Origin of the sequence: Enterovirga rhinocerotis (assembly GCF_004363955.1) — a bacterium.
In the GTDB taxonomy this organism is placed as follows: domain Bacteria; phylum Pseudomonadota; class Alphaproteobacteria; order Rhizobiales; family Beijerinckiaceae; genus Enterovirga; species Enterovirga rhinocerotis.
On the sequence record NZ_SNZR01000018.1, the window covers coordinates 1 to 22985 of the forward strand.

Here is a 22985-nt window from a genome sequence, read left to right on the forward strand (position 1 = left end):
GTCCTGTCCGCGCGCCTCATCGGCTCCTCCGGAGATCCCCGCCTCGATGCCGAGGCCGCCTCCCTGCCGAGACGCGCAAGCCCCGTCCCCCCGCCACCCGCCGGCATCGGAGGAGGAACCGTCGCCCTCACCGTCCCCATCCGGTTCAACAGGTAGAAACGGGCCTATGCCGATCCCTGAAGGCCATGAGGCTGCCGGCAGGCGGACGAACATGCTTGTCTTCGATCACGAGTGCCGCGGCCCGGGGCTTCGGATCACGGCGTCAGGCAGGAAGAGCTTTCTCGTCCAATGGAGCGATCCTGCCACCGAGCGGAAGGTCCGGGAGCCCCTGGGGGCATGGGATCTGTCACGATAGAGCAAGCTCGCTCGCCGGAGCGGACGCGGCTGGCTGCGAGGCAGACCTCGTAGACACGTCTTGGACAAAGAGCCGCGACGCCGGACGGCCTCCACATCCACATTGAAGCGAGAGCGTCCGCATCCTCGCACGGCGTGTCCACGCACAGACCTGCCCCCGATCGGTCGCATGGAGGCTGATCGAAACGCCGGCATGCTTCGGTCGCCGTATCGATCGACGTTTTAGGTCCTTGGAGGCTCGCGCGAGGTCACCGAGGCGGGTCACCAGCAGCGCCAGCAGGCGGGGCCACGGCTCCCAGCAGCAATGCCGGTGCGGTCGCGAGGCCGATGACCCGCGCGATTTCGCCCATGGGGATGTCGCGCATGACGACTTCCTCGGCGCGATCCCGTCGCCGGCGCCGCCCGAAACCGGACCATCGGGCAGAGTCGACTTGGCAGAACTACTATCATCTGCGAGGATGCTTGAAAATATGGTCTTCCGAGGAGGCCATGACACGCTCAGCGAAGATAATCGCAACAATTTTATTGGCGTTGCCGACGCTGAGCGCGGTGCCTGCTGCTGCGACAGAGGGCGGCGGCAGCCTTTATGTCCCCGGCATTCACGGTCCCATGGCGGGCTTCGTGCCGCCGCCGGCCTTCTATTTGGCCAACAACGTTTTCTACTACTCGGGCGACTTCTCTGCGGGCCGCCGCACGCAGATTGGCGGCGCTCTCGTCGCTGACGTGAAGGCGAACATCGCCCTCAACTTCATCACGCCGACCTGGATCACGCCGGTCGAGGTCTTCGGAGGCAATCTGGGATTCGCCGTCTCCGTCCCGTTCGGGTCCCCACGTGTACAGGCGGGAGCTCTTATCGCTGCTCCTCGACTTGGAAGGACGGCCGCCTTCCAGGCGGACGACAACGTGTTCAACGTGGGCGATCCCGTCGTGTCGAGCCTGATCGGTTGGCACGCGGGCAATCTTCACTGGTCGCTGACCGGCTCGGTCAGCATTCCTTCCGGATCTTATCGAGACGGCGCTCTCTCAAACGTGTCGTTCAATCGGCCGATCGGCGACCTCACCGCCGCCGTGACATGGCTCGATCCCTCTCTCGGCCTCGACGTCTCCGGAGCCGTGGGCTTCGAGGTCAATGGCAGGAACGCCGCGACGGATTACCGGTCCGGGAACGCGGTTCACTTCGATCTGGCCATCACGAAGTCGCTGACGAAAGAGCTGTCGCTCGGTGTGATTGCTGGCCATTACGAACAAGTCTCGGCCGACCGGGGATCGCCCCTGCTCGGCCAATTCAAGGGGCGGACCACGGCCGTCGGGGGCACGCTGAACTACAGCTTCAAGATCGGGGAGACGCCCGTTTCAACGGGCATTCGGATCCTGCGCGAGGTGGAGGTCCGTAATCGTCCGCAGGGCACCATGGGGTTCCTGACGATTTCCTTTCCCCTCGGCGGCCCATTGGCGCCCGCCGCGGCTTCAGGTCGAGCGGTGGCCGCGGCCTACTGAGTGGAGGGGGGCGTGGATCAACCGCCGTCCCCCTCGACCCCAAACGACGGCCGGCATGGCCGGTCCACGCCGGAATGGCGGCACAGCCGATGGACGCCTGGACCAGCCATCCCGGGTCTCGCCGCATCTTGAGGGAGGACGTCAGCCATGGCGGATCACAACGGGCGCGATCACGACGGCATCGAACGCGCGGACGAAACGCGCCTCAGCCGCCGGCACATGCTCCTGGCCGGCACGACGCTGGCTGCAGGCGGTTTGTCCGCCACGGCCGTTGCCGCACAGGCACCGGCACCGGCAGCCCAGCCTCAGCCAATGCCCTCTGCCACCGGCCCCAAGCCCAACATCCTCGTGATCTTCGGAGACGACATCGGCATCGCCAACATCAGCGCCTATTCGAACGGCCTGATGGGGTACGAGACACCGAACATCGACCGGATCGCCCGCGAAGGCCTCAAGTTCCAGCACTATTACGGCGAGCAGTCCTGCACGGCGGGGCGATCCGCCTTCCTGACCGGTCAGCACATCATCCGTACGGGGTTGAGCAAGGTCGGCTTCCCTGGCGCCCCGATGGGCATGAGCCAGCTCGACCCCTCGATCGGCGGGCTCCTTAAGAACCTCGGCTACGCGACCGGGCAGTTCGGCAAGAACCATGTCGGGGACCGCAATGAGTCGCTGCCGACGGTCAACGGCTTCGACGAGTTCTTCGGCAACCTCTACCACCTCAATGCGGAGGAAGAGCCCGAGCATCCGGACTATCCCAAGGACCCGGCCTACCGGGCCAAGTTCGGCCCCCGCGGCGTGCTGCGCTGCCGGGCGAGCGAGCGCGACGATCCAACCGTCGATCCGCGCTTCGGCAGGATCGGACTGCAGACGATCGAGGATACCGGCGCGCTGACGAAGAAGCGCATGGAGACGATCGACGACGAGACCTCGGCCGCCGCGATCGATTACATGGGGCGGCAGGCCCGCGCGGGACGGCCGTTCTTCTGCTGGTACAATTCGACCCGCATGCACTTGCGCACGCACGTTCGGGCCGAGCATCGCGGCCGCTACAAGCATGGCGATAGCGAATATGTCGACGGCATGCAGGAGCACGACGACACGATCGGCACCTTGCTGAAAGCGCTCGACGATCTCGGCATCGCGGGGAACACCATCGTCGTCTACACGACCGATAACGGTCCGCACATGAACACCTGGCCCGATGCCGCCATGACGTGGTTCCGTTCGGAGAAGAACACGAACTGGGAGGGGGCCTTCCGCGTCCCCTGCATGGTGCGCTGGCCGAGTGTCATCCAGCCCGGCACGGTCACCAACGAGCTGATGAGTCATAACGATTGGATACCGACGCTCTGCGCGGTCGCCGGCGAGCCGGATATCGTCGGCAAGCTGAAGCAGGGCTACACGGCGAACGGCAAGACCTACAAAGTCCATCTCGACGGCTACGACCAGTCGCAGTTCCTGCGCGGGGTGCGCGGCAGCGCGGCCAACAACAACGGTGCCAAGAGCAGCCGCGCCAAGTTCTTCTACGGGGACGACGACGGATTGCTCGTCGGCCTGCGGCAGGGCGACTACAAGTTCGTGTTCTCCGAGCAGCGGCGGCAGGGGACGATGGAGGTCTGGGCCGAGCCCTTCACGACGCTCCGAATGCAGAAGGTGTTCAACCTGATGCAGGATCCGTTCGAACGCGCCGACATCACGTCCAACACCTATTGGGACTGGTTCGTGGCCCGCGCTGGCATCGTCTACGGAATGATGGACGACGTCTTCGAATTCGTGGCCTCCTTCAAGGAGTTCCCGCCACGCTCGTTCCCGCCGAGCTTCAACCCGGCCAACGTGCTGGAAGGCACCCTCGACGCGATCAAGCAGAGGCGGGAACTTGCCCGCAGCGTCGATCCCGAGCGCATACGCGGTACGCTGAACCGGATGGTCGAAGAACACCTGAATCGCCGGACACCGTAGCGAGCCGCGCCCGCCGAGCCGGAGGCGCGCGTCGGATGAGAGGAACGCCGTCAGGGAGGCTCCGTCATGCATCCGTTGACCCGACGTGCCGCGCTGGCTGTCTCCGCTGCGCCGCTTCTCCTCGCCTCCATCCGGGCCTCGGCCCAATCGGACCCGCTGCCGTCGTGGCACGATGGTGCGGTCAAGCAGGCGATCGTGAGTTTCGTGTCTCGCGTCGCGCGCGAAGGCGGGACGGATTTCGTCCCGCCCGCCGAGCGGATAGCGGTCTTTGACAACGACGGCACGCTCTGGGCCGAACAGCCGCTCTATTTTCAGTTTGCCTTCGCGCTCGACCAGGTAAGGACACTCGCTCCTCAGAATCCGGAATGGAGCGGGAGGCCGCCCATCAAGGCCGTCCTCGACGGCGACCTCGCCGCGTTGGCCGCCTCGGGCGAGCGAGGCGCGGCCGAGATCTTGACCGCCACTCACGCCGGCATGACGACGGACGCCTTCGCGGCTTCCGTCGCCGGCTGGCTCGCCTCGGCCCGCCACCCCCGTTTCGGCCGACCCTACGAGAGGCTCGTCTACCAGCCGCAGCTGGAGCTTCTCAATTTCCTCAGATCCAACGGCTTCAAGACGTTCATCGTGTCGGGCGGAGGCGTCGAGTTCATCCGCGTCTGGGCCGAGAAGGCTTATGGCATCCCGCCCGAGCAGGTCGTCGGCTCATCGGGCTCGGTCCGGTTCAGGCAGGCCGGAAACGGCGCGCCGGAACTCGTCAAGGAGCCCAAGGTCGAGTTCGTGGATGATGGGCCCGGCAAGCCGGTCGGCATCAACCGCTTCATCGGCCGGCGCCCCATCCTGGCCTTTGGCAACTCGGACGGCGACCTCGACATGCTGCAATGGACCGCCGCTGGACCCGGCGCCCGCTTCGCCGCGATCCTGCACCATACGGACGCGGAGCGGGAATGGGCCTACGATCGCCAATCGCATATCGGCCGGCTCGACAAGGCTCTCGACGAGGCCTCCGCCAAGGGCTGGACGGTCGTCGACATGAAGCGCGACTGGCGAAGCGTCTTCCCGTCGGAACCTTGACGCAGCGACGATGGCGTTCATCGACCTCTGCTCCTGGTTCGTCCCGCTCGTCGCCGTCTGATGGCCGTCCTTGCGGGCCGCTACGTCGAAACGCTCGACCGCAGCCTTGATCGTGATCAGGGCAGACATCGCAGCCTTCGAAATCGCCGGTCGTTTCCGAGGTGCAATCGCCGCACCGAACCGAATGTGCTTCTGCGGGGTCCGCAAGGTTCAAAGCGCCCTAGCGGCCCGTATAAATCAGAGCCAAGCACTTGAAATCGTTGGTGAGCGCGCTGGGACTCGAACCCAGGACCTACTGATTAAAAGTCAGTTGCTCTAACCAGCTGAGCTACGCGCCCTCGGGGGTCGGAATAAGGGCTCGGCGGGCGAGGGTCAAACCCCTTCGTCGCGATGATCGCGCTTTCCGTCCCGGTGCGGCGGCGGGGGCGTTACGGGCGGGTGGGCGCGCCGGCCTCGCCGCGGGCCCAGCCTTCGCGGATCTCAGCGAGATGGTCCTCGAGGCGGCCATCCCTGATCGCGGCCCGCAGACCCGCCATCAGGTCCTGGTAATAGGCGAGGTTGCTCCAGGTCAGCAGCATCATGCCGAGAATCTCGCCCGAGCGGACGAGATGGTGGAGATAGGCGCGCGAGTAATCCCGGCTGGCGGCACAGGAGGAGGCCTCGTCGAGCGGGCGGATGTCCTCGGCGAAGCGGGCGTTCTTGAGGTTCACGCGGCCGTGGCGCGTATAGGCCATGCCGTGGCGCCCGGCCCGGGTCGGCATCACGCAGTCGAACATGTCGATGCCGCGCCGGACGGCCTGGGCGATGTCGTCGGGCGTGCCGACGCCCATCAGGTAACGCGGCTTCGCCGTCGGGAGATGCGGCTCCACCGTCTCGATCATGCGCAGCATGTCGGCCTGGGGCTCGCCGACCGCGAGACCGCCGACCGCATAGCCGCCGAGATCGAGCGAGACGAGGTCCTTGGCGCTTTCCACGCGCAGCGCCTCGTCCGTCCCGCCCTGGACGATGCCGAACAGCGCCCGGCCCGGCTGGCTGCCGAAGGCGGTCCGGCAGCGCTCCGCCCAGCGCAGCGAGAGCCGCATCGCCTTCTCGACCTCCTCGCGCGGGGCCGGCAGGCGGACGCATTCGTCGAGCTGCATCTGGATGTCGGCGCCGAGCAGCGTCTGGATCTCGATCGAGCGCTCGGGCGTCATCTCGTGACGCGAGCCGTCGATATGGGACTGGAAGACGACGCCCGTCTCGCTGAGCTTGCGGAGCCCCGCGAGCGACATGACCTGGAAGCCGCCGGAATCGGTCAGGATCGGCCCGTCCCAGCGCATCATCCGGTGCAGCCCGCCGAGGCGCGCGACGCGCTCCGCTCCGGGCCGCAGCATCAGGTGATACGTATTGCCGAGGACGATGTCGGCGCCGAGCGCCTTGACCTGCTCGGGATACATCGCCTTCACGGTGCCCGCCGTCCCGACCGGCATGAAGGCCGGCGTGCGGATCTCGCCGCGAGGCGTCGTGATGGCGCCCGTCCGCGCGGCGCCGTCGCGGGCATGGACCGTGAAGCCGAAGGAACTCATGCCGGGGCGCGCTCCAGAAGGCAGGCATCGCCGTAGGAATAGAAGCGATAGCCCTGCGCGATCGCCTCCGCATAGGCGGCGCGCATCCGGTCGAGGCCGGCGAAGGCGCTGACCAGCATGAACAGGGTCGAGCGCGGCAGGTGGAAATTGGTCATGAGCACGTCGACCGCGCGGAAGCGGTAGCCGGGCGTGATGAAGATCGAGGTCTCGTCCGAGAACGCCCGGATCGTGCCGTCTGGATCGGCCGCGCTTTCGAGGAGGCGGAGCGACGTCGTGCCGATGGCGACGACCCGCCCTCCCCTCGCCCGCGTCTCGTTCAGCGCAGCGGCGGTCTCGGCGGAAACCGTGCCCCATTCCGGATGCATCCGGTGATCGGTCGTGTCGTCCGCGGAGACCGGCAGGAAGGTTCCGGCCCCGACATGGAGCGTGACGCGATGCTGCGCGATGCCGCGCTCGGCCAGGCCCGCCAGCATCCCGGCCGAGAGGTGGAGGCCCGCCGTCGGCGCGGCCACGGCACCGGCTTCCGCGGCATAGACCGTCTGGTAATCGACGAGGTCGCGCTCGTCGGCGGGGCGCTTGCCCGCGATATAGGGCGGCAGGGGCATCTCGCCGTGGGCGGCGATGGCCTCGTCGAGCGCAGGCCCCTGGAAAGCGAAGCGAAGGCGCACCTCGCCGCCCTCCCCTCGCGCCTCGACCTCGGCATCGAGGCTCGCGAGGAGGCAGGCCGTGCTTTCGCGCTCGTCGCCGAAGCGGATCCGATCGCCGGGCGCGAGCTTCTTCGCCGGCCGGGCGAAGGCGAGCCAGGTGTCGGGGGCGAGCCTGCGGTGGAGCATGATCTCGACCCGCGCCGCATTCTCACCGCGGATCCGGAGCCCCCGCAGGCGCGCCGGGATCACGCGGGTATCGTTGAGCACGAGCGCGTCGCCCGCGCGCAGAAGGCCCGGCAGGTCGGCGATGGTTCGATGCCCGAGCGCGCCCGCGGGCGGCACGACGAGCAGCCGCGCCGCCTCGCGCGGCACCGCCGGCCGGAGCGCGATCCGGTCCTCGGGAAGGTCGAAATCGAAAAGGTCGACGCGCAAACTCAGCGCTCCGATACCCTTCTCCCTGGCGGGAGAAGGTGGCCCTTGCATCAACAAAGGTCGGATGAGGGGTAGAAACTCGACGTCGACGGATGTGCTTCACCCCTCATCCGTCAGCGCTTCGCGCTGCCACCTTCTCCCGCAAGGGGAGAAGGACGCAGCGCCGGAAGCTTCTTACGCGTCGGCCGCGATGCGGGCCTTCACGATGCGGTCGGGGTTGGAGACCGGCTCGCCGCGGGCGAACTTGTCGACGTTCTCCATGCCCTCCGTCACCTCGCCCCAGACCGTGTATTGCCGGTCGAGGAAGCTCGCATCGCCGAAGACGATGAAGAACTGCGAGTTGGCCGAGTTCGGGTTCGAGCTGCGGGCCATCGAGCAGACGCCGCGCTGATGCGAATGGGCGCTGAACTCGGCCGGGAGGTTCGGATATTTCGAGCCGCCCGTGCCGGTGCCGGTCGGATCGCCGCCCTGGGCCATGAAGCCGTCGATGACGCGGTGGAACACGACGCCGTCGTAGAAGCCCTCGCGGGCCAGCGTCTTGATGCGCTCGACATGCTTCGGCGCGAGATCGGGCCGCAGCGCGATCGTGACGTTGCCCTTCGACGTCTCGAGGACCAGTGTGTTTTCGGGATCTGCCATCTCAATTCTCCTTGAACGTCGCGTCAAACGTCACGTCGAACGTCACTTGGCGTCCGCTGCGAGCTGCATGCGGACGATCTTGTCGGGCTGGGCGACGGTGCCGTTGCGCCCCTTGTCGCCCTTCTTGATCTTGTCGACGACATCCATCCCCGACGTGACCTCGCCGATGAGGGTGTACTGGCCGTCGAGGAAGCTCGCATCGCCGAAGACGATGAAGAACTGCGAATTCGCCGAGTTCGGCGAGGAGGAGCGGGCCATCCCCACGGTGCCGCGCTGGAAGCTCGCCTTCTTCGTGAACTCGCTCGGGATGTCGGGCAGGTCCGATCCGCCCGTGCCGTTGCCCTTCGGGTCGCCCGTCTGGGCCATGAAGCCGTCGATGACGCGGTGGAAGACGAGGCCGTCATAGAACTTGCGGCGAACGAGCGTCTTGATCTGCGCGGCGTGTTTCGGAGCGAGGTCGGACCGGAGCCGGATCGTGACGCGGCCGTCCTTGGTGTCGAGATAGACCGTGTTCTCGGGATCGGCCTTGCCCTGAGCCAGCGCCGGAAGCGCGCCGGCGGAGGCCATGGCGGCGAGGATGGTCCGGCGGGTCGCCTGTCCTGTCATGCGGTGATCCTTTGATCCTGGGAGAGCCGAGGAGCGGAGCGCTCAGCCCTTCTTCGAGAAGCGCGCCTCGAGCCGCCCGGCGACGGAGCGAGGCACGAAGGGCTTCACGTCCCCGCCCATCTGCGCCACCTGACGCACGAGCGTGGCGGTGATGGGGCGGGTCGCGGGCGAAGCCGGGACGAAGATCGTTGCGATGTCGGGCGCCATGGTCTCGTTCATGGCCGCCATCTGCATCTCGTAATCGAGATCGGTGCCGTCGCGCAGGCCCCGGATGATGCTGGAACAGCCGAGCCGCCGCGCCGCCTCGATGACGAGATCGCCGAAATGGACGACCTCCAGCACGACGCCCGCCTCCTCGGCGATCGGCCCGACGACCTCGCGGATCATGTCGGCGCGATCCTCGGCCGGGAAGACCGGCGTCTTGGAGGAATGGACCCCGATCGCGACGACGAGGCGGTCCGCCAGGGCGCAGGCGCGCCGGCAGACGTCGAGATGGCCGTTCGTCAGCGGATCGAAGGAGCCGCTATAGAGGATGGAGCGCCGTGGCGGCGTCTTCGAGCTCATCCGCGCGGCTTACGCGAGCGCATCCGCCGCCGCAACTCGCGACGGCGGATGACCAGGCTCCGACGATGGGGCGGTGGCGCAGGCCGCCTGTCACCAGGCCGGGATGAAGGCCGGCAGCTTGGTCTCGATGAAGGCCCGGGTCTCGGGCGTCTTGAACTCCTTGATGAAGGCGTGGAGCTTCGGATTGTCCTTCCGGTCCGGCCGGGTGACGAACCGGAACACGAACTTCTCGTCCGTCGTCAGATCGGCGACGAGGGCCGATTTCGGATCGCCGCCGCCCAGGACCAGGCTGGTGAAGTTCACCGAGGCGAGCCCGACATCGTCGAGCGAGCGATAGATCTGCCCGGATTCGAGCTCGACGATCTTCAGCTTCCTCGGATTCTCGACGATGTCCTGGGCGGTGACGGCGATGCCCTTGCCGGGCGTCAGCTTCACGAGGCCCGCCTTCTCGAGGAGGATGAGGCCGCGGGCCCCGTTCACGGGGTCGTTGGGGATCGAGACGGTCTCGCCGCTCTTCACGTCCTCGACCTTCTTGTACTTCTTCGAGAACAGCCCGACCGGCCCGATGATGCCGCCGGGCGCGGCGGGCACGAGGTTCGAGCCGCGCGCCTTGTTCTGCTGCTCCAGGAACGTGACGTGCTGGAAGAAGTTCGCGTCGAGATCGCCCGCGGCGACGGCCGAGTTCGGCGTGACCCAATCGGAAAACTCGACGAGCGTGACCTCGATGCCCTTCGCCTTGGCACGGACGGCCACCTGCTCCAGCAGAAGCGCCACGGGGCCGGCGGTCACGCCGATCGTCAACGGCGCATCGGCCCGGGCGACCGACGCGCCGCCGATCATGATCACCCCCGCCAGAAGTCCGGCCAGGGCCTTGAACATCGTCATCGTCCGCTCTCCACGCTTTTCGAAATGCCGCCCACGGCCAACGCCGCCGACGCCCCACCGAAGAGAGTACGAACTTCTTGTATTTGCAAATAGTTTTTAAGATCATATCCAAGCACTTGCGTAGAACGAATATGCCTTATTTCTTATAATTTCGATCTATATTTTTTGAACTCAAAAATTATGAAAACATATCATCTCCGAAACAGCCACTTCGCAGGGCTAATTCTGCGGCCGACAGAGACCGAAGGGGACATCATGCTTCGGCCCCTGATCGGCGAGGGCCGATTATGGGTACAGATCGCAGCCGGTCTCCGGGAATGGCCCGCAACTTGCGGACGGAGGGTGCCACCGCAACCGATCACGAGGTCCTGATGCCCCGTTCGTTCGTCTTTGCCAGCATCGCCGCCATCGCGGCGGCGGCCGTTCCGCTCGCCACCGCTGCACCTGCACATGCTCAAACCCTGCGCATCGCCATGACCGCGACGGACATCCCGACCACGACGGGGATGCCCAATAACGGCTTCGAAGGGATGCGCTTCCTGGGCTATCCGATCTTCGAGGGCCTGATCCTCTGGGACCTGACGAAAACCGACGCGCTCGCGGGGCTCAAGGCGGGGCTCGCCGAGAGCTGGACTCAGTCACCGGACGACAAGAAGACCTGGATCTTCAAGCTCCGGCCGAACGTCGCCTTCCACGACGGCACGCCCTTCAACGCCGATGCCGTGATCTGGAACCTCGACCGCTACTTCAAGACCGACAGCCCGCAATTCGAGGCGCCGGGCTCCGGCATCACGCGGGCCCGCGTCCCCATCATGGCGGGCTACAAGAAGATCGACGACATGACCGTCTCGATGACGACGACGGTGCCAGCCTCGTACTTCCCCTACATGGTGGTCTACGTGCTCTTCACCTCGCCCGCCTCGTTCGAGAAGGCGGGCAACGACTGGGGCAAGGTCGCGACGCTGCCCGCCGCCGGAACCGGACCGTTCAAGATCACCAAGGTGACACCGCGCGAGGTCGTCGAACTCGCGCGCAACGATGCCTATTGGGACGCCTCTCGGAAGCCCAAGGTCGCGGGCGTGCGGCTGCTGCCGATCCCCGACGCGAACTCCCGGATCGCCGCGCTGCGGTCCGGCCAGGTGGACTGGATCGAAGTGCCGCCGCCGGACGGCATCCCCTCGCTGAAATCGGCCGGCTTCACGATCACGACGGGCTCGTACCCGCATGTCTGGCCGTGGATCTACAATATCGGCGCGACCAACAGCCCGCTGAAGGACGTCAAGGTCCGGCAGGCGCTCAATTACTGCGTCGACCGCGCCGGCCTCGTCGAGATGCTGAACGGCGTGGCCGAGCCTTCCGTCGGCTGGCTGAAGGCGTCCGATCCGCATTTCGGCGCGCCGAAGAACCGCTACACGTTCGACCCCGCGAAGGGGAAGGCGCTTCTCGCGGAGGCCGGCTACACGGCCGCGAAGCCTCTCTCCTTCAAGGTGATGGTCTCGACCTCGGGCTCGGGCCAGATGCTGCCCCTGCCCATGAACGAGTTCGTCCAGTCCAACCTGAAGGAAGCCTGCGGCGTGAATGTCGAGGTGAACGCGGTCGAATGGCAGGTCCTGCTGACGGCCGCCCGGGCGACGCCGGACGCCCCGACCCTCGCGGGGGCGAGCGCGCTCAACGTCAGTTCGCCGTCCTCCGATATCGGCGTGATGGCGCGGTACTTCGCGAAATCGAGCTTCTCGCCGAACGGCTTCAACTTCCCGCAATGGGCCGACGATCAGTTCGAGGCGTCGCTCAAGACCCTCGCCGAGGCGACCGACCCGAAGGAGATCACGGCAGCGACGAAGGCGGTGCACGAAAGGCTGGTCGACAATCCGCCCTGGCTCTACATCGTCCATGACCTCAACCCGCGCGCGATGTCGGGGAAAGTGAAGGGATTCGTCTCGCCCCAATCCTGGTTCGTGGATCTCACCACCGTCAGCCTGCAGTGAAAGCCCGCATCATGAACGACATTGGCCCCATCACCACGGACCCCGCTCTCCTGCCGGCCCATACGTTGGCTCGCGAGATCGCCGCGCGGCGGATCTCGCCCGTCGACGTCGTCGATGCGCATCTCAAGCGCATCGAGGCGTACGATTCGAAGCTGCACGCCTTCACCGAGGTCTATGCCGCCGATGCGCGACTGGCGGCGGAAGGCGCCGACAAGGCGATCCGCTCCGGCCACGCCGTCGGGCCGCTTCACGGCGTCCCGGTCGCGCTGAAGGACCTGATCGATCTCGAGGGACGCATCACGATGGGCGGCTCGGCCGCCAACAGGACCCGGCGCTCGACCGTCACCGCGACGATCGTCCGGCGCATGATCGCGCAGGGGATGATCATGCTCGGCAAGACCCACACGGTCGAGTTCGCCTTCGGCGGCTGGGGCACGAACCAGCATCTGGGGGCGCCCTGGAACCCGTGGGACCTCGCGGTGCAGCGCACCCCCGGCGGCTCGTCCAACGGATCGGGTGTCGCGGTGGCCGCGCATCTGTCTCCCTGGGCCATCGGCACCGATACCGGCGGCTCGGTCCGCCTGCCCTCCTCCTTCTGCGGCCTGACGGGCCTCAAGGTGACGGTCGGACGCGTCAGCACCTACGGCATCATCCCGCTGAGCTCGACGCTCGACACGCCCGGCCCGATGGCCCGCTCGGTCGAGGATGCGGCGCTGCTGTACAACGTGCTGTCAGGACCGGACCCGCTCGATCCGACCACGCGCGGCATTGCGCCGGTCGACCCGCTTCCGACGATGCGCCGCGGCGTGCGGGGTCTCAGGCTGGCGCGGATGCCAGCCGCCGAGCGGGAGGGCTGCTCCGCGGAGATGCTGGCGGCCTACGACCGCTCGCTGGAGACGCTGGCCGAGCTCGGCGCGGAGATCGTCGACGTCAAGCTGCCCTTTGCCTTCTACGATCTGGTGGAGATTTCGGGCGTCCTCCAGTCGGAGGCCTATTTCTTCAACAGGGCGCTGGCGGAGGATCCGGCCAGCCAGCTCGGCGACGCCGTCCGGGCGCGTTTGCTGGGAGGAGCGAAGCTCACGGCCCACGACTATCTCGAGACGAACAAGCTTCGCGCACGGCTGAAGCGCGAGTTCGACCAGGCCATGGAGGGGATCGACGCGATCCTCACTCCGACCACCGAGACGGCCGCCATTCCGATCGCCGAGGTGGATGAAGGCAAGATGCCGTCGCGCTTCACGCGCTTCGGCAACCTGCTCGACCTGTGCGCCCTCTCTCTGCCGAACGGGCACGGCGAGGGCGGCCTGCCGCTCTCCCTCCAGATCGCCTGCCGCGGCTACGACGAGGCGACGGCTCTGCGCATCGGCTGGGCCTTCCAGGACGCGACCGACTGGCACAAGGCCCGCCCCTCCGGGCTCGGCCTCTGAGCGACCGCACAGCGCATCCTCGCCTCTGCCTCACGGGCGAGGCGGGGATGCTTCGGATCGTTTCCGCATGTTTGGAGGAGCGCCATCGGCGCTCCTCGGCATGACGCCCTTGGCGGGCGCCACCAGCGCGATGCCGAGACGCCGCCAGCGGGAGGAGCCTATTCCTCCGCCGCCTCGGCCACGCCCTCGCCGTCATCCTCGCCGGCTTCGCCCTCGCCTTCGAGATGCTCGACCGAGACGACCTTGTCGCCGTTGCTGGTGACGAAGACCGTGACGCCCTGCGTCGCGCGGCCGACGACCCGGATGCCGTCCACGGGAACGCGGATCAGCTGGCCGCCATCGGTGACGAGCATGATCTGGTCCTCGTCCTCGACGGCGAAGGAGGCGACGAGGCGTCCGTTGCGCTCGGTCGTCGCCATCGCGACGATGCCTTTGCCGCCCCGGCCCGTCGTCCGATACTCGTAGGACGAGGTCCGCTTGCCGAAACCGCGCTCGGAGAGCGTCAGCACGAACTGCTCGGCCGCACTCATCTCCGAGTAGCGCTCCTGCGGCAGGGCTCCGGCTTCGGCGCCGGCATCCTCGTCCGGCTCGACGGGCTGATCCTCGGCCTCGTCGGCCTGGCCCTCGACCGCGCGGCGCATCCTGAGATAGCTCGCGCGCTCCTCCGGCGTCGCCTCCATGTGGCGCAGAATCGCCATCGAGATGACGGTGTCGCCCTTCGCGAGGCTGATGCCGCGCACGCCGGTCGAATCGCGGCCCTTGAAGACGCGGACCTCCGGCACCGCGAAGCGGATGCACTGGCCGGCGGCCGTCGTGAGCAGGACGTCGTCGAGTTCGGAGCAGGTGGCGACGCCGACGATATGCCCGCCCTCGTCGAGCTTCATGGCGATCTTGCCGTTGCGGTTCACCTGCACGAAATCGGACAGCTTGTTCCGCCGCACCCCGCCGCTATCGGTCGCGAACATGACGTCCAGCGTCTCCCAGGACGTCTCGTCCTCGGGCAGCGGCATGATGGTGGTGATGCGCTCGTTCGCTTCGAGCGGCAGCATGTTGACGAGCGCCTTGCCGCGGGCATTCGGCGCCGCGAGCGGCAGGCGCCAGACCTTTTCCTTGTAGACCTGGCCGCGCGAGGAGAAGAACAGGATGGGGGTGTGGGTGTTGGCCACGAAGAGCCGCGTGACGAAGTCCTCGTCGCGCGTCTGCATGCCCGAACGCCCCTTCCCGCCCCTGCGCTGGGCGCGATAGGTCGAGAGCGGCACGCGCTTGATGTAGCCGGCATGGGACACGGTGATGACCATGTCCTCGCGCTGGATCAGGTCCTCGTCGTCGACGTCCGACGCCCAGTCGAGGATGGCGGTCTTGCGCGGCGTGGCGAACTGCGCGGAAATCGCCGTGAGCTCGTCCTTGATGATCCCCTGGATGCGCGCCCGCGAGCGCAGGATCTCCAAGTACTCCGAGATTTCGGCCGCGAGCTTCTGCAGCTCGTCACCGATCTCGTCCCGGCCGAGGGCCGTGAGGCGCGCGAGGCGCAGTTCGAGGATGGCGCGGGCCTGAATGTCCGACAGCCGGTAGGTGTTGTCGGCCGAGACCCGGTGACGGGGATCGTCGACCAGCGCGATGAGCGGAGCGATGTCGGCGGCCGGCCAGTCGCGCTCCATCAGCCATTCGCGCGCCGTGTTCGGATCGGGCGCGGTGCGGATGAGGCGGATGACCTCGTCGATATTGGCGACGGCGATGGCGAGGCCGCACAGGACGTGGGCGCGGTCGCGCGCCTTGCCGAGCAGGAACTTGGTGCGCCGGCTGACGACCTCCTCGCGGAACTCGACGAAGACGCGGATCAGGTCGCGCAGCGTCATCGTCTCGGGCCGGCCCCCGTTCAGCGCCACCATGTTGGCGGGGAACGAGGTCTGCATCGGCGTGAAGCGGTAGAGCTGGTTCAGGACGACGTCGGCCATCGCGTCGCGCTTCAGCTCGATCACGATGCGCATGCCGTCGCGGTCGGACTCGTCGCGCATCGCGGCGATGCCCTCGATCCGCTTCTCCTTCACGAGCTCCGAGATCTTCTCGATCAGCGTGACCTTGTTCACCTGATAGGGGATCTCGTTGACGATGATCGCCTCGCGGTCGCGGATCGTCTCCGACGTCGTCTTGGCGCGCATGATGATCGAGCCGCGCCCGGTCTCGTAGGCCGAACGGATGCCGGCCCGGCCGAGGATGAGGCCGGAGGTCGGGAAATCGGGCCCCTTCACGATCTCCATCAGCTCCTCGAGCGTGATGGCCGGATTGTCGATGAGGGCGATGCAGGCCTCGATCACCTCGCCGAGATTGTGCGGCGGGATGTTGGTCGCCATGCCGACCGCGATGCCGCCCGCCCCGTTGACGAGAAGGTTCGGATACTTGGCCGGAAGTACGGTCGGCTCGCGCTGGCTGCCGTCGTAGTTCGGCTGAAAATTGACCGTCTCCTTATCGATATCGTCAAGGAGCGGGATGGCAGCCTTGGTCAGCCGGCTTTCGGTGTACCGGTAGGCTGCGGGAGGATCGCCATCGACGGACCCGAAATTGCCCTGCCCGTCGATGAGCATGAGGCGCATCGAAAAGTCCTGGGCCATGCGGACCAGGGCGTCGTAGATCGATTGATCGCCGTGCGGATGGTACTTACCGATGACATCGCCGACCACGCGGGCGCATTTGACGTAAGGGCGATCCGGATTGTGGTTGTTCTCGCTCATCGAGAACAGGATGCGGCGGTGCACGGGCTTGAGCCCGTCGCGCGCATCCGGCAGCGCCCGGCTCACGATCACGCTCATCGCGTAATCGAGATACGAGCGCTTCATCTCGTCGACGATCGAGATCGGCTTGATGTCGGAAGGGTCGGTCGGGCCGGCCGGGGGTTCGTCCGGCGGCAGGTCGTCGTTATCGGCCAAGGAAAATCACCAGAGAAAGCGTTGCCGGGCTTCTAGCCGATTCCGGCCTGCAACCCAAACGCGGGGATGGGGATGATTCGCGCCGGGCGGGAGACCGAAAGGCCTGCGGCCCGAACGCGTTGGATCGCGACGGCGGCGAGCGCGGCCGGGAGCGGGCTTGCCAGGGACGCCGCCCGGGTGTGTTGTCCCCACCAGACTTGAAACACACCAACTCCAATCCTCGATCCGAACGTCCCGCGGCCTCCGCTCCGATCCTCCTTCCGAGGCGGATGGAAACCGGCGCGGATGCCGGAGCGCGGGGATTGTCAGGGCCGACCGCCGCTCCGATGACCACCATCCTGTACCAGCATTCCTCCTCGCTGCAGCACGAGATGCCTCCGGGCCATCCGGAGCGGCCAGACCGCATCCGGGCGATCCATCACGCTCTGTCGACGGAGGATTTCGCCGATCTCGACCGACAGGCAGCCCCCGAGGCGTCGCTCGAGGCACTCACCCTCGCCCATCCGGCGGAATGGGTCGATGCGATCGTGGCGTCCGCTCCGGCGGCCGGGATGATGCAGGTCGATGCGGACACGATCATGTCGCCGGGCACGCTGGAAGCCGCGCGGCGCGGCGTCGGTGGCGCCATGGCGGCGGTCGACGCCGTCTTCGCGAAGGAGGCCGACAACGCCTTCGTCGCGACGCGGCCGCCCGGCCATCACGCCGAGAAGACCCAGGCCATGGGCTTCTGCTTCTTCAACACCGCCGCCATCGCCGCACGGCACGCCCAGCGCCGTCACGGGGCCGAGCGCGTCGCGATCATGGATTTCGACGTCCATCACGGCAACGGCACCCAGGACATCTTCTGGGACGATGCCAGCGTGCTCTATGCCTCCACCCACGAGATGCCGCTCTATCCGGGCACCGGCCATCTCTCGGAACGCGGCGTGCACGACACGATCGTCAATGCGCCCCTGCCGGCGGATTCGGACGGCGCGGCCTTCCGGGCCGCCATGGAGGCGCGCATCCTGCCCCGGATCGACGCGTTCAAGCCCGACCTGATCGTGATCTCGGCCGGTTTCGACGCCCATGACCGCGACCCGCTGTCGAGTCTCCGCCTACTGGAGCCGGATTTCGCCTGGGCGACGGCTCGGCTGATGGACCTCGCCGACCGCCATGCCGCCGGCCGGCTGATCTCCGTGCTCGAGGGCGGCTACGACCTGCGCGGCCTCTCGAGCTCCGTCGCGGCCCATGTCGCGACGCTGATGGGGCGGAACGCGCTCGCCGCAACGGCCTGAGCGCCGCTGCAGCCGCCATCGGCATCCCTCGAGTTGTCGCGGGTGCTTGCCGTCACCGGAAAGCCGGTTCCACGGCTCCGCAACACGCTCTACGCGATCGCGACGATCTCGACCTCGCCGCCGGCGACCGTCGCCACATCTCCGACCTTTCGGCCGAACAGGGCGCGGGCCAGGGGAGAGACGTACGAGACCGATCCGCGCTTCGCATCGGCCTCGTCCTCGCCGACGATGCGGAAGGTCTGCCGGCGTCCGTCGTCGCGGTCGAAGGTCACGCGGCTGCCGAAGCCGACCACCTCGCTCGTCGCGGGCGGGCCGACTAGCGTCGCACTGGCACGGCGCGCCGTGTAGTAGCGCAGATCGCGGGCCGCGAGCGCCATGGCGGTCTTGTCGACCTGCACGTCGCCTGCGGTGCGGGCCGCCGCATAGGCCGCGCGGGCCGCCGCCAAGGCGGCCTCGAGTTCGGCCAGCCCCTCGGGCGTAACGAGGTTCTGGTGCGGGGAGATCGGCCGGTCCGGCACATGCGCCGCGGCTGCCTCGAGATCCTCCTCGCGCGTGAACGCGACGCTCATCCGCTCCTCCCCGGCGCCAAACGATCCGCGCCGCCATTCCCGCCTGCCCGCATCGGACGGCGGATGTTATCCGCTCGCTAACGCCCGATGGGCGATGGTGAATCATGCCCGCTCCGCGCAAATCCCGCCAGTCCAGGCCATCGTCACCCCGCGGACCGGCGCCACGCGCCCCCGGCCTCGCGTCGCGGCTCCCGTCCTTGTCCCGGCCCGGCCTGGCCCTTTTCGCCGGACGCAGCCTCGTCGCGCTCGCCTGCATCGGCTGCCTGACCGCGGTGGCGACCTGGCATGCCGGAGGTCTCGTCCGGAGCGGCGAGATCGACCGCATGCTGCGGATGGGAGCCCACGCCCCGCCGCCGCCGGTCGACACCAAGCCGCGAGGCAAGCTCGACAAGGGCCGGCTGAACGCCCTCGCCGCGACCGCCGGCCGCTGAGGCCGCTGCCCGCGCAGACCATGGCCGTCCGCCCGCTCCTCCTGTTCCCGGATGCCCGCCTGCGCCAGCCGGCAGCGCCTGTCGTCTCGTTCGACCCGGACCTCGCGGCGCTCGCGGCCGATCTCCGCGACACGCTGGCATCGGTCTCCGCCATCGGCCTCACCGCACCCCATATCGGCGAGCCGTGGCGCGTCGCCGTCATCCGGATGGAACCGGGCGATCCCGTGCGGACCTACGTCAATCCGTCCGTCTCGTGGTCGTCCGACGAGACGCAGACACATGACGAGGGCAGCGTGAGCATGCCGGGCATGAGGGAGCGGATCGAACGCCCCGCCCGCCTGCATCTGCGCTATCGGGACCTGGCCGGAACGCCCTGCGAAGAGGAGGCGTCGGGCTTCGCGGCGGCCGTCATCCAGCACGAGATCGACCAGCTCGACGGCATCTTCTGGATCGATCGCCTGTCGAGGCTCAAGCGCGACCGGCTCGTGAAGCGCTTCGGCAAGCAGCAGCGGGTCTGACCGCAGCCCTATCGTCGCTCCGCCATCCGGGACAGGCAACTCGCGATCAGGGGCTCGCAGATGCCGTTGTCGTTCCGGATGACCAGCGTCGTCGCGCCCGTATAATTCAGTTCGGCCACTCGCCCGTCCTCCATCCGGAAGATGGCCGTGCAGTTCTTCTTGTTCGACATGTTGATCGATCCGACGGGAAGCGACACGCTGATGCCGGGGCTGCCCGCATCGAGATCGTAGGTATAGATTCTCGTCCTCGGGCTCACGACCTCCATCTTGGCCGGGAGGCCGGCGCACATCTTGAGGTCCGTATCCTTCAGACCGATCAATCGGGTCCTGGCCTGCTCGGGTGCGGTCGAGCAGGAAGCGAGTGCGCCGGACAATGCGCCCGTGACGGCGATGACCCATCGTGTCATGCGGATAGGGAATTCTCCAAGGATCGGAGGCAGCAGACTACGTCACGGTGCCCCGGAGGCCTAATGCCCCGCGCTGGACATGCGCGGTTCCGCCCCTATCGCGGCGGAGCAGGCAGGACGTCGAACCCGACCTCGATCTGTCCGTCCCGCCTGGACAGGACATGGCACTGCTTGGACAGGCCATCGGCCTCGATCTGAAGCTTGAAGGCATCCGGGATGCCGGCCGTGCTCGCGACGGTCAGCGTCGCACCGACATCCGACAGCCACCGGACGGTGCAGTCGATCGTCGATCGCCCGGCATTGAACGTGATGTGGCCGCCTTTGAGGACGCGCCGCGCCGCGACCGGGGCCGGTGTCGCCGGATCGTGGAACAGGCAGCGATCGCCCCCCTCCGCCTTCGCCCGCGAGAGAGCTGCCGCGGCTCGTGCGAGCAGCGCGTCCCCTCCCCCTGCGCCCGGATCGAACACCGCGCCGCCGACGCTCGCGGTGATCGTCACCGAGATATCCGCAACGGGGATCGGCCTGTGCGCGATGGCCTCCCGAAGGCGCTTGGCGGCCTCCTGCGCGCCCCTCTGCCCGGCATGCGGAAGGATGACGGCGAGGGTCTGAGCGTCCATTTGACCGAGAAGATCGGATGACCGCAGGCGCGTGGCGAGCGTCTCCGCGCAGGCTCTCAGGATCTCCTCGCCCGACGCCTCGCCGAGACGGTCCCGGACCCTGGCGAAATCGTCGACGCCGACGGCGAGAACCGTCAAGGCGTTCTGATGGCGCCGGGCGAGACTGATCTGGCGCTCGACCTCCTCTCGCAGGTCGTCGCCCGACAGCAGGCTCGCTCGACCTTCGGGGGGCGGATCCTGCATCGGCATCAGCGGCGCGCCTTTCCTTCCATCGGCCGAAACGGTCGCGGCGCCTGCGCTAATCCTCGGCGCCGCATGCGTTCTCGAACGTCACATAACACGCGCGCGGTCGCCGGCCGCTCTCCCCGCGGAGAACCGTCCGGTGCCGCGCACATCTCAGCGGGCCGGGCGCTGCCCGCTCGAACCTCCCGCCGGGCGGCGATCGTCCCGAACCTGCTCGGCCGAGGTACAATGGGTCCGCGGCGGACAGGGCGGACGGGCGCAGCGAACCTGCCGTGTCACGCATTGGACAGCGGCCGGACCGGTGGGCGTGGCATCGGCCGGCGACGCGGAGACGCCGGCAAGAAGTGCGATGCTCAGCACCAGAGGCGATTGTCGAAACATGGCGGGAGCCCTGAACGACGCGATCCGCGAAAGCAAGCGTCTGGCTTCACCCGACCCCATGGCTCCGCGAGAGGCAGAGGCAGAGGCGGTTGTCGGATCGCCCGCTGGGACCGGAGAGCAGGGCTGCGGCGTTCGGCAGCATGTCCTAATCGGCGTGCGAGACCCTGTCGGCACGGATGGCGGCGAGGTCCCGGCACCCCGTCAGCGCCATCGTCATCTCGAGTTCGGCGCGGATGATCCGCAGGACATGGGCGACGCCGACGGCACCCGCGGCGGCCAGACCGAACATGAAGGCCCGGCCGATCAGGACGGCGCTCGCGCCGAGGGCGAGCGCCTTGAAGACGTCGCTGCCCCGGCGGATGCCGCCATCGAGGACGAGAGGCACCCGGCCGTCGACGGCGGCCGCGATCGCCGGCAGGGCCGAGATCGTGGCCGGCTGCGTGTCGAGCGTCCGGCCGCCATGATTCGAGACGACGATGCCGTCGACGCCGCAATCGAGGGCGGCTCGGGCGTCTTCCTCGGTCATGACGCCTTTGACGAGAATCGGAAGCGAGGTCCATTCCCTCAGCCGGACGATGTCGGCCCAGGTCGGTGCGGCGGCCATGAGCGGCCCGCCGAGGAGCATCTGGTCTCCCGGCGGCGGCGACGGGGCGGGACGCCTCATGCCGCGCAGGTTCACCGCCTCCAGCCCCGGCGGCATGGCGAAGCCCGCCCGCTGCTCCCGGTTGCGCAGACCGCCCACCGGCGCATCGACGGTGACGACCAGCGCCCGATAGCCGGCGGCCTCCGCCCGCGCCACCAGCGCCCGGGTGAAGTCTCGATCCGGCTGGATGTAGAGCTGGAACCAGAGCGGAGCCGTCGCCCTTTGCGCGATGGTCTCCAGAGCGACGCCGGCCTGGGTGCTGACGACCATCCCAGTCTGCAGCGCCGATGCCGCGGCGACCGTCGCGAGTTCCCCGTCCGGATGGGCGAGCGCCTGATAGGCGACCGGCGCGAGCAGGATCGGCGAGACGAAGGACTGGCCGAAGAGGTCGAGCCGCGTGTTCCCTCCCGTCAGGTCCTGCAGCACGCGGCTGCGCAGGCGGAGGCGCTGGAACGCGGCGCAATTCTCGCGCAGCGTCACTTCGTCGGCGGCCCCTGCGAACAGATAGGCCCAGGCCGCCTCATCGACGCGGTCCCGGGCCAGGTCCTCGTAATCGGCGACCGATCCCACCCAGGGCGGGATCTGCCCGAGCTTCGGATGGAGCGTGCCCAAGGGGCGCTCCCGCCTCAGGTGTCGCTCCATTCCCGGAGCAGGTTGTGGTAGATTCCCGTGAGCTTCGACACGGTGGCGTGATTGTCGGGAACGCCCGCGAGGCTCTGGATCGTGTCGTCGAGCTCGAGCAGGATGGCGCGCCGGCTGTCTTCGCGGACGAGGCTCTGAATCCAGAAGAACGAGCCGATGCGCGCGCCTCGGGTCACGGGCTTCACCTGATGAAGCGTGCGGGCCGAATAGAGCACCATGTGCCCGGCCGGCAGCTTGAACTGATGACGGGCGAACTCGCCCTGGATCTCCAATTCGCCGCCTTCGTAATCGGCGGGATCGGTCAGGAACAGGGTCGCGGACAGGTCTCCGCGGATCCGCACCGAGGTTCCCGGAACGCCGAAGATGGCGTTGTCGATATGGTCGCCATAGGTGCCCTTGTCGGCATGGCGGTTGAAGCGCGGCGGCATCACGCGCATCGGCAGGGCCGCCGCGACGAACCGGCTGACACCCGCGAGCCGCTCGAGCAGGAAGGACCCGATCTGCTGCCCCACCGGGTCGTCCGGCGGCAGCTGCTGGTTGTCCTTCACGCGGGCGGCGATATGGCCGGCCGTATCGCGTCCGTCCTGCCAGGATGCCTTCTCCAGCATCTCCCGGCACTGGCGCGCCTCGTCGGGCGTCAGGACGTTCGGAATTTCGACCAGCATGGTCCGCTCCTGAAGATGTCCCGGCCGCGGAACG

At 67.7% G+C, this 22985-nt stretch carries 21 protein-coding genes and 1 tRNA gene; 9 read left to right on the forward strand and 13 right to left on the reverse strand.

Features of this window, described 5'->3' with window-relative positions; translation table 11 throughout:
* Positions 1-3 precede the first annotated feature (3 nt).
* The 4 genes from EV668_RS23060 to EV668_RS23075 all read left to right on the forward strand — a co-directional run bounded on the left by EV668_RS23060 (position 4) and on the right by EV668_RS23075 (position 4884).
* Entirely contained in the window at positions 4-156 is a 153-nt protein-coding gene (locus EV668_RS23060) for a TonB family protein (protein ID WP_342636850.1), read from the forward strand.
* Positions 157-843: 687 nt separating this feature from the next.
* Positions 844-1851 (forward strand): SphA family protein, encoded by a 1008-nt coding sequence (locus EV668_RS23065; protein WP_133774674.1) that lies wholly within the window; start codon positions 844-846, stop codon positions 1849-1851.
* Between the two features lie 147 nt (positions 1852-1998).
* On the forward strand, positions 1999-3813 hold the full coding sequence (locus EV668_RS23070; protein ID WP_208111616.1) for an arylsulfatase: 1815 nt from the start codon (positions 1999-2001) through the stop codon (positions 3811-3813).
* A gap of 66 nt (positions 3814-3879) precedes the next feature.
* A complete protein-coding gene (locus EV668_RS23075; RefSeq protein ID WP_133774676.1) occupies positions 3880-4884 on the forward strand; it encodes an HAD family hydrolase in 1005 nt (334 codons plus the stop codon).
* Positions 4885-5145: 261 nt separating this feature from the next.
* Here EV668_RS23075 and EV668_RS23080 read toward each other — a convergent pair.
* The 7 genes from EV668_RS23080 to EV668_RS23110 form a co-directional block, all read right to left on the reverse strand.
* Positions 5146-5222: transfer RNA gene (locus EV668_RS23080), tRNA-Lys, on the reverse strand.
* Positions 5223-5312: 90 nt separating this feature from the next.
* Positions 5313-6449 carry a tRNA guanosine(34) transglycosylase Tgt gene (gene tgt / locus EV668_RS23085; RefSeq protein WP_133774678.1) on the reverse strand — a complete coding sequence of 379 codons (1137 nt, stop codon included), beginning with the start codon at positions 6447-6449 and terminating at the stop codon, positions 5313-5315.
* Positions 6446-7528: a tRNA preQ1(34) S-adenosylmethionine ribosyltransferase-isomerase QueA gene (gene queA, locus EV668_RS23090; protein ID WP_133774680.1), complete on the reverse strand. Its 1083-nt coding sequence runs from the start codon at positions 7526-7528 to the stop codon at positions 6446-6448. Before queA ends, tgt begins: the two co-directional genes overlap by 4 nt.
* A 174-nt stretch (positions 7529-7702) precedes the next feature.
* Positions 7703-8167, reverse strand: coding sequence for a peptidylprolyl isomerase (locus EV668_RS23095; RefSeq protein ID WP_133774682.1), 465 nt, complete (start codon positions 8165-8167; stop codon positions 7703-7705).
* Between the two features lie 42 nt (positions 8168-8209).
* On the reverse strand, positions 8210-8773 hold the full coding sequence (locus EV668_RS23100) for a peptidylprolyl isomerase (protein ID WP_133774684.1): 564 nt from the start codon (positions 8771-8773) through the stop codon (positions 8210-8212).
* A 42-nt stretch (positions 8774-8815) separates the two neighbouring features.
* A complete protein-coding gene (gene coaD / locus EV668_RS23105) occupies positions 8816-9337 on the reverse strand; it encodes a pantetheine-phosphate adenylyltransferase (RefSeq protein WP_133774685.1) in 522 nt (173 codons plus the stop codon).
* Positions 9338-9427: 90 nt separating this feature from the next.
* Positions 9428-10222, reverse strand: coding sequence for a MetQ/NlpA family ABC transporter substrate-binding protein (locus EV668_RS23110; RefSeq protein WP_245513386.1), 795 nt, complete (start codon positions 10220-10222; stop codon positions 9428-9430).
* A 371-nt stretch (positions 10223-10593) separates the two neighbouring features.
* Between EV668_RS23110 and EV668_RS23115 the strand changes: the two genes are divergently transcribed.
* Both EV668_RS23115 and EV668_RS23120 read left to right on the forward strand, forming a co-directional pair.
* The gene (locus EV668_RS23115; protein ID WP_133774687.1) at positions 10594-12207 is read left to right on the forward strand and encodes an ABC transporter substrate-binding protein; all 1614 of its coding nucleotides are present in this window, start codon (positions 10594-10596) and stop codon (positions 12205-12207) included.
* A gap of 11 nt (positions 12208-12218) precedes the next feature.
* On the forward strand, positions 12219-13634 hold the full coding sequence (locus tag EV668_RS23120) for an amidase (RefSeq protein WP_133774689.1): 1416 nt from the start codon (positions 12219-12221) through the stop codon (positions 13632-13634).
* A 158-nt stretch (positions 13635-13792) separates the two neighbouring features.
* On the opposite strand, the gene gyrA is transcribed toward EV668_RS23120, so the two are convergent.
* Positions 13793-16558 (reverse strand): DNA gyrase subunit A, encoded by a 2766-nt coding sequence (gene gyrA / locus EV668_RS23125; protein ID WP_133774691.1) that lies wholly within the window; start codon positions 16556-16558, stop codon positions 13793-13795.
* A 326-nt stretch (positions 16559-16884) separates the two neighbouring features.
* On the opposite strand from gyrA, the gene EV668_RS23130 reads away from it, so the two are divergent.
* Positions 16885-17835 (forward strand): histone deacetylase family protein, encoded by a 951-nt coding sequence (locus EV668_RS23130; RefSeq protein ID WP_133774693.1) that lies wholly within the window; start codon positions 16885-16887, stop codon positions 17833-17835.
* An 89-nt stretch (positions 17836-17924) separates the two neighbouring features.
* Here EV668_RS23130 and greA read toward each other — a convergent pair whose 3' ends face one another.
* Positions 17925-18404, reverse strand: coding sequence for a transcription elongation factor GreA (gene greA / locus EV668_RS23135; RefSeq protein ID WP_133774695.1), 480 nt, complete (start codon positions 18402-18404; stop codon positions 17925-17927).
* A 197-nt stretch (positions 18405-18601) separates the two neighbouring features.
* Here greA and EV668_RS23140 point away from each other — a divergent pair, with 197 nt between their 5' ends.
* Positions 18602-18835 (forward strand): hypothetical protein, encoded by a 234-nt coding sequence (locus EV668_RS23140; protein WP_133774697.1) that lies wholly within the window; start codon positions 18602-18604, stop codon positions 18833-18835.
* A 20-nt stretch (positions 18836-18855) separates the two neighbouring features.
* The gene (locus EV668_RS23145; RefSeq protein ID WP_133774699.1) at positions 18856-19353 is read left to right on the forward strand and encodes a peptide deformylase; all 498 of its coding nucleotides are present in this window, start codon (positions 18856-18858) and stop codon (positions 19351-19353) included.
* Between the two features lie 8 nt (positions 19354-19361).
* Here EV668_RS23145 and EV668_RS23150 read toward each other — a convergent pair whose 3' ends face one another.
* From EV668_RS23150 to EV668_RS23165, 4 genes are all read right to left on the reverse strand, one after another.
* Positions 19362-19760 (reverse strand): hypothetical protein, encoded by a 399-nt coding sequence (locus EV668_RS23150; RefSeq protein ID WP_133774701.1) that lies wholly within the window; start codon positions 19758-19760, stop codon positions 19362-19364.
* Positions 19761-19855: 95 nt separating this feature from the next.
* The gene (locus EV668_RS23155; RefSeq protein WP_133774703.1) at positions 19856-20626 is read right to left on the reverse strand and encodes a GGDEF domain-containing protein; all 771 of its coding nucleotides are present in this window, start codon (positions 20624-20626) and stop codon (positions 19856-19858) included.
* A 520-nt stretch (positions 20627-21146) separates the two neighbouring features.
* Positions 21147-22256 (reverse strand): alpha-hydroxy acid oxidase, encoded by a 1110-nt coding sequence (locus EV668_RS23160; RefSeq protein ID WP_245513387.1) that lies wholly within the window; start codon positions 22254-22256, stop codon positions 21147-21149.
* Positions 22257-22270: 14 nt separating this feature from the next.
* Positions 22271-22951, reverse strand: coding sequence for a Fe2+-dependent dioxygenase (locus EV668_RS23165; protein WP_133774707.1), 681 nt, complete (start codon positions 22949-22951; stop codon positions 22271-22273).
* Between the last annotated feature and the right edge of the window lie 34 nt (positions 22952-22985).

What these genes read in the sequence shown, in the direction of transcription:
- EV668_RS23120 (WP_133774689.1), top strand. Translation starts at nt 12,219, where the DNA reads ATGAACGACATTGGCCCCATCACCACGGACCCCGCTCTCCTGCCGGCC.
- EV668_RS23115 (WP_133774687.1), top strand. Translation starts at nt 10,594, where the DNA reads ATGCCCCGTTCGTTCGTCTTTGCCAGCATCGCCGCCATCGCGGCGGCG.
- EV668_RS23165 (WP_133774707.1), bottom strand. Translation starts at nt 22,951, where the DNA reads ATGCTGGTCGAAATTCCGAACGTCCTGACGCCCGACGAGGCGCGCCAG.
- tgt (WP_133774678.1), bottom strand. Translation starts at nt 6,449, where the DNA reads ATGAGTTCCTTCGGCTTCACGGTCCATGCCCGCGACGGCGCCGCGCGG.
- EV668_RS23155 (WP_133774703.1), bottom strand. Translation starts at nt 20,626, where the DNA reads ATGCCGATGCAGGATCCGCCCCCCGAAGGTCGAGCGAGCCTGCTGTCG.
- EV668_RS23095 (WP_133774682.1), bottom strand. Translation starts at nt 8,167, where the DNA reads ATGGCAGATCCCGAAAACACACTGGTCCTCGAGACGTCGAAGGGCAAC.
- EV668_RS23070 (WP_208111616.1), top strand. Translation starts at nt 1,999, where the DNA reads ATGGCGGATCACAACGGGCGCGATCACGACGGCATCGAACGCGCGGAC.
- greA (WP_133774695.1), bottom strand. Translation starts at nt 18,404, where the DNA reads ATGAGCGTCGCGTTCACGCGCGAGGAGGATCTCGAGGCAGCCGCGGCG.
- EV668_RS23150 (WP_133774701.1), bottom strand. Translation starts at nt 19,760, where the DNA reads ATGACACGATGGGTCATCGCCGTCACGGGCGCATTGTCCGGCGCACTC.
- EV668_RS23110 (WP_245513386.1), bottom strand. Translation starts at nt 10,222, where the DNA reads ATGACGATGTTCAAGGCCCTGGCCGGACTTCTGGCGGGGGTGATCATG.
- EV668_RS23065 (WP_133774674.1), top strand. Translation starts at nt 844, where the DNA reads ATGACACGCTCAGCGAAGATAATCGCAACAATTTTATTGGCGTTGCCG.
- EV668_RS23075 (WP_133774676.1), top strand. Translation starts at nt 3,880, where the DNA reads ATGCATCCGTTGACCCGACGTGCCGCGCTGGCTGTCTCCGCTGCGCCG.
- coaD (WP_133774685.1), bottom strand. Translation starts at nt 9,337, where the DNA reads ATGAGCTCGAAGACGCCGCCACGGCGCTCCATCCTCTATAGCGGCTCC.
- EV668_RS23145 (WP_133774699.1), top strand. Translation starts at nt 18,856, where the DNA reads ATGGCCGTCCGCCCGCTCCTCCTGTTCCCGGATGCCCGCCTGCGCCAG.
- EV668_RS23100 (WP_133774684.1), bottom strand. Translation starts at nt 8,773, where the DNA reads ATGACAGGACAGGCGACCCGCCGGACCATCCTCGCCGCCATGGCCTCC.
- EV668_RS23130 (WP_133774693.1), top strand. Translation starts at nt 16,885, where the DNA reads ATGACCACCATCCTGTACCAGCATTCCTCCTCGCTGCAGCACGAGATG.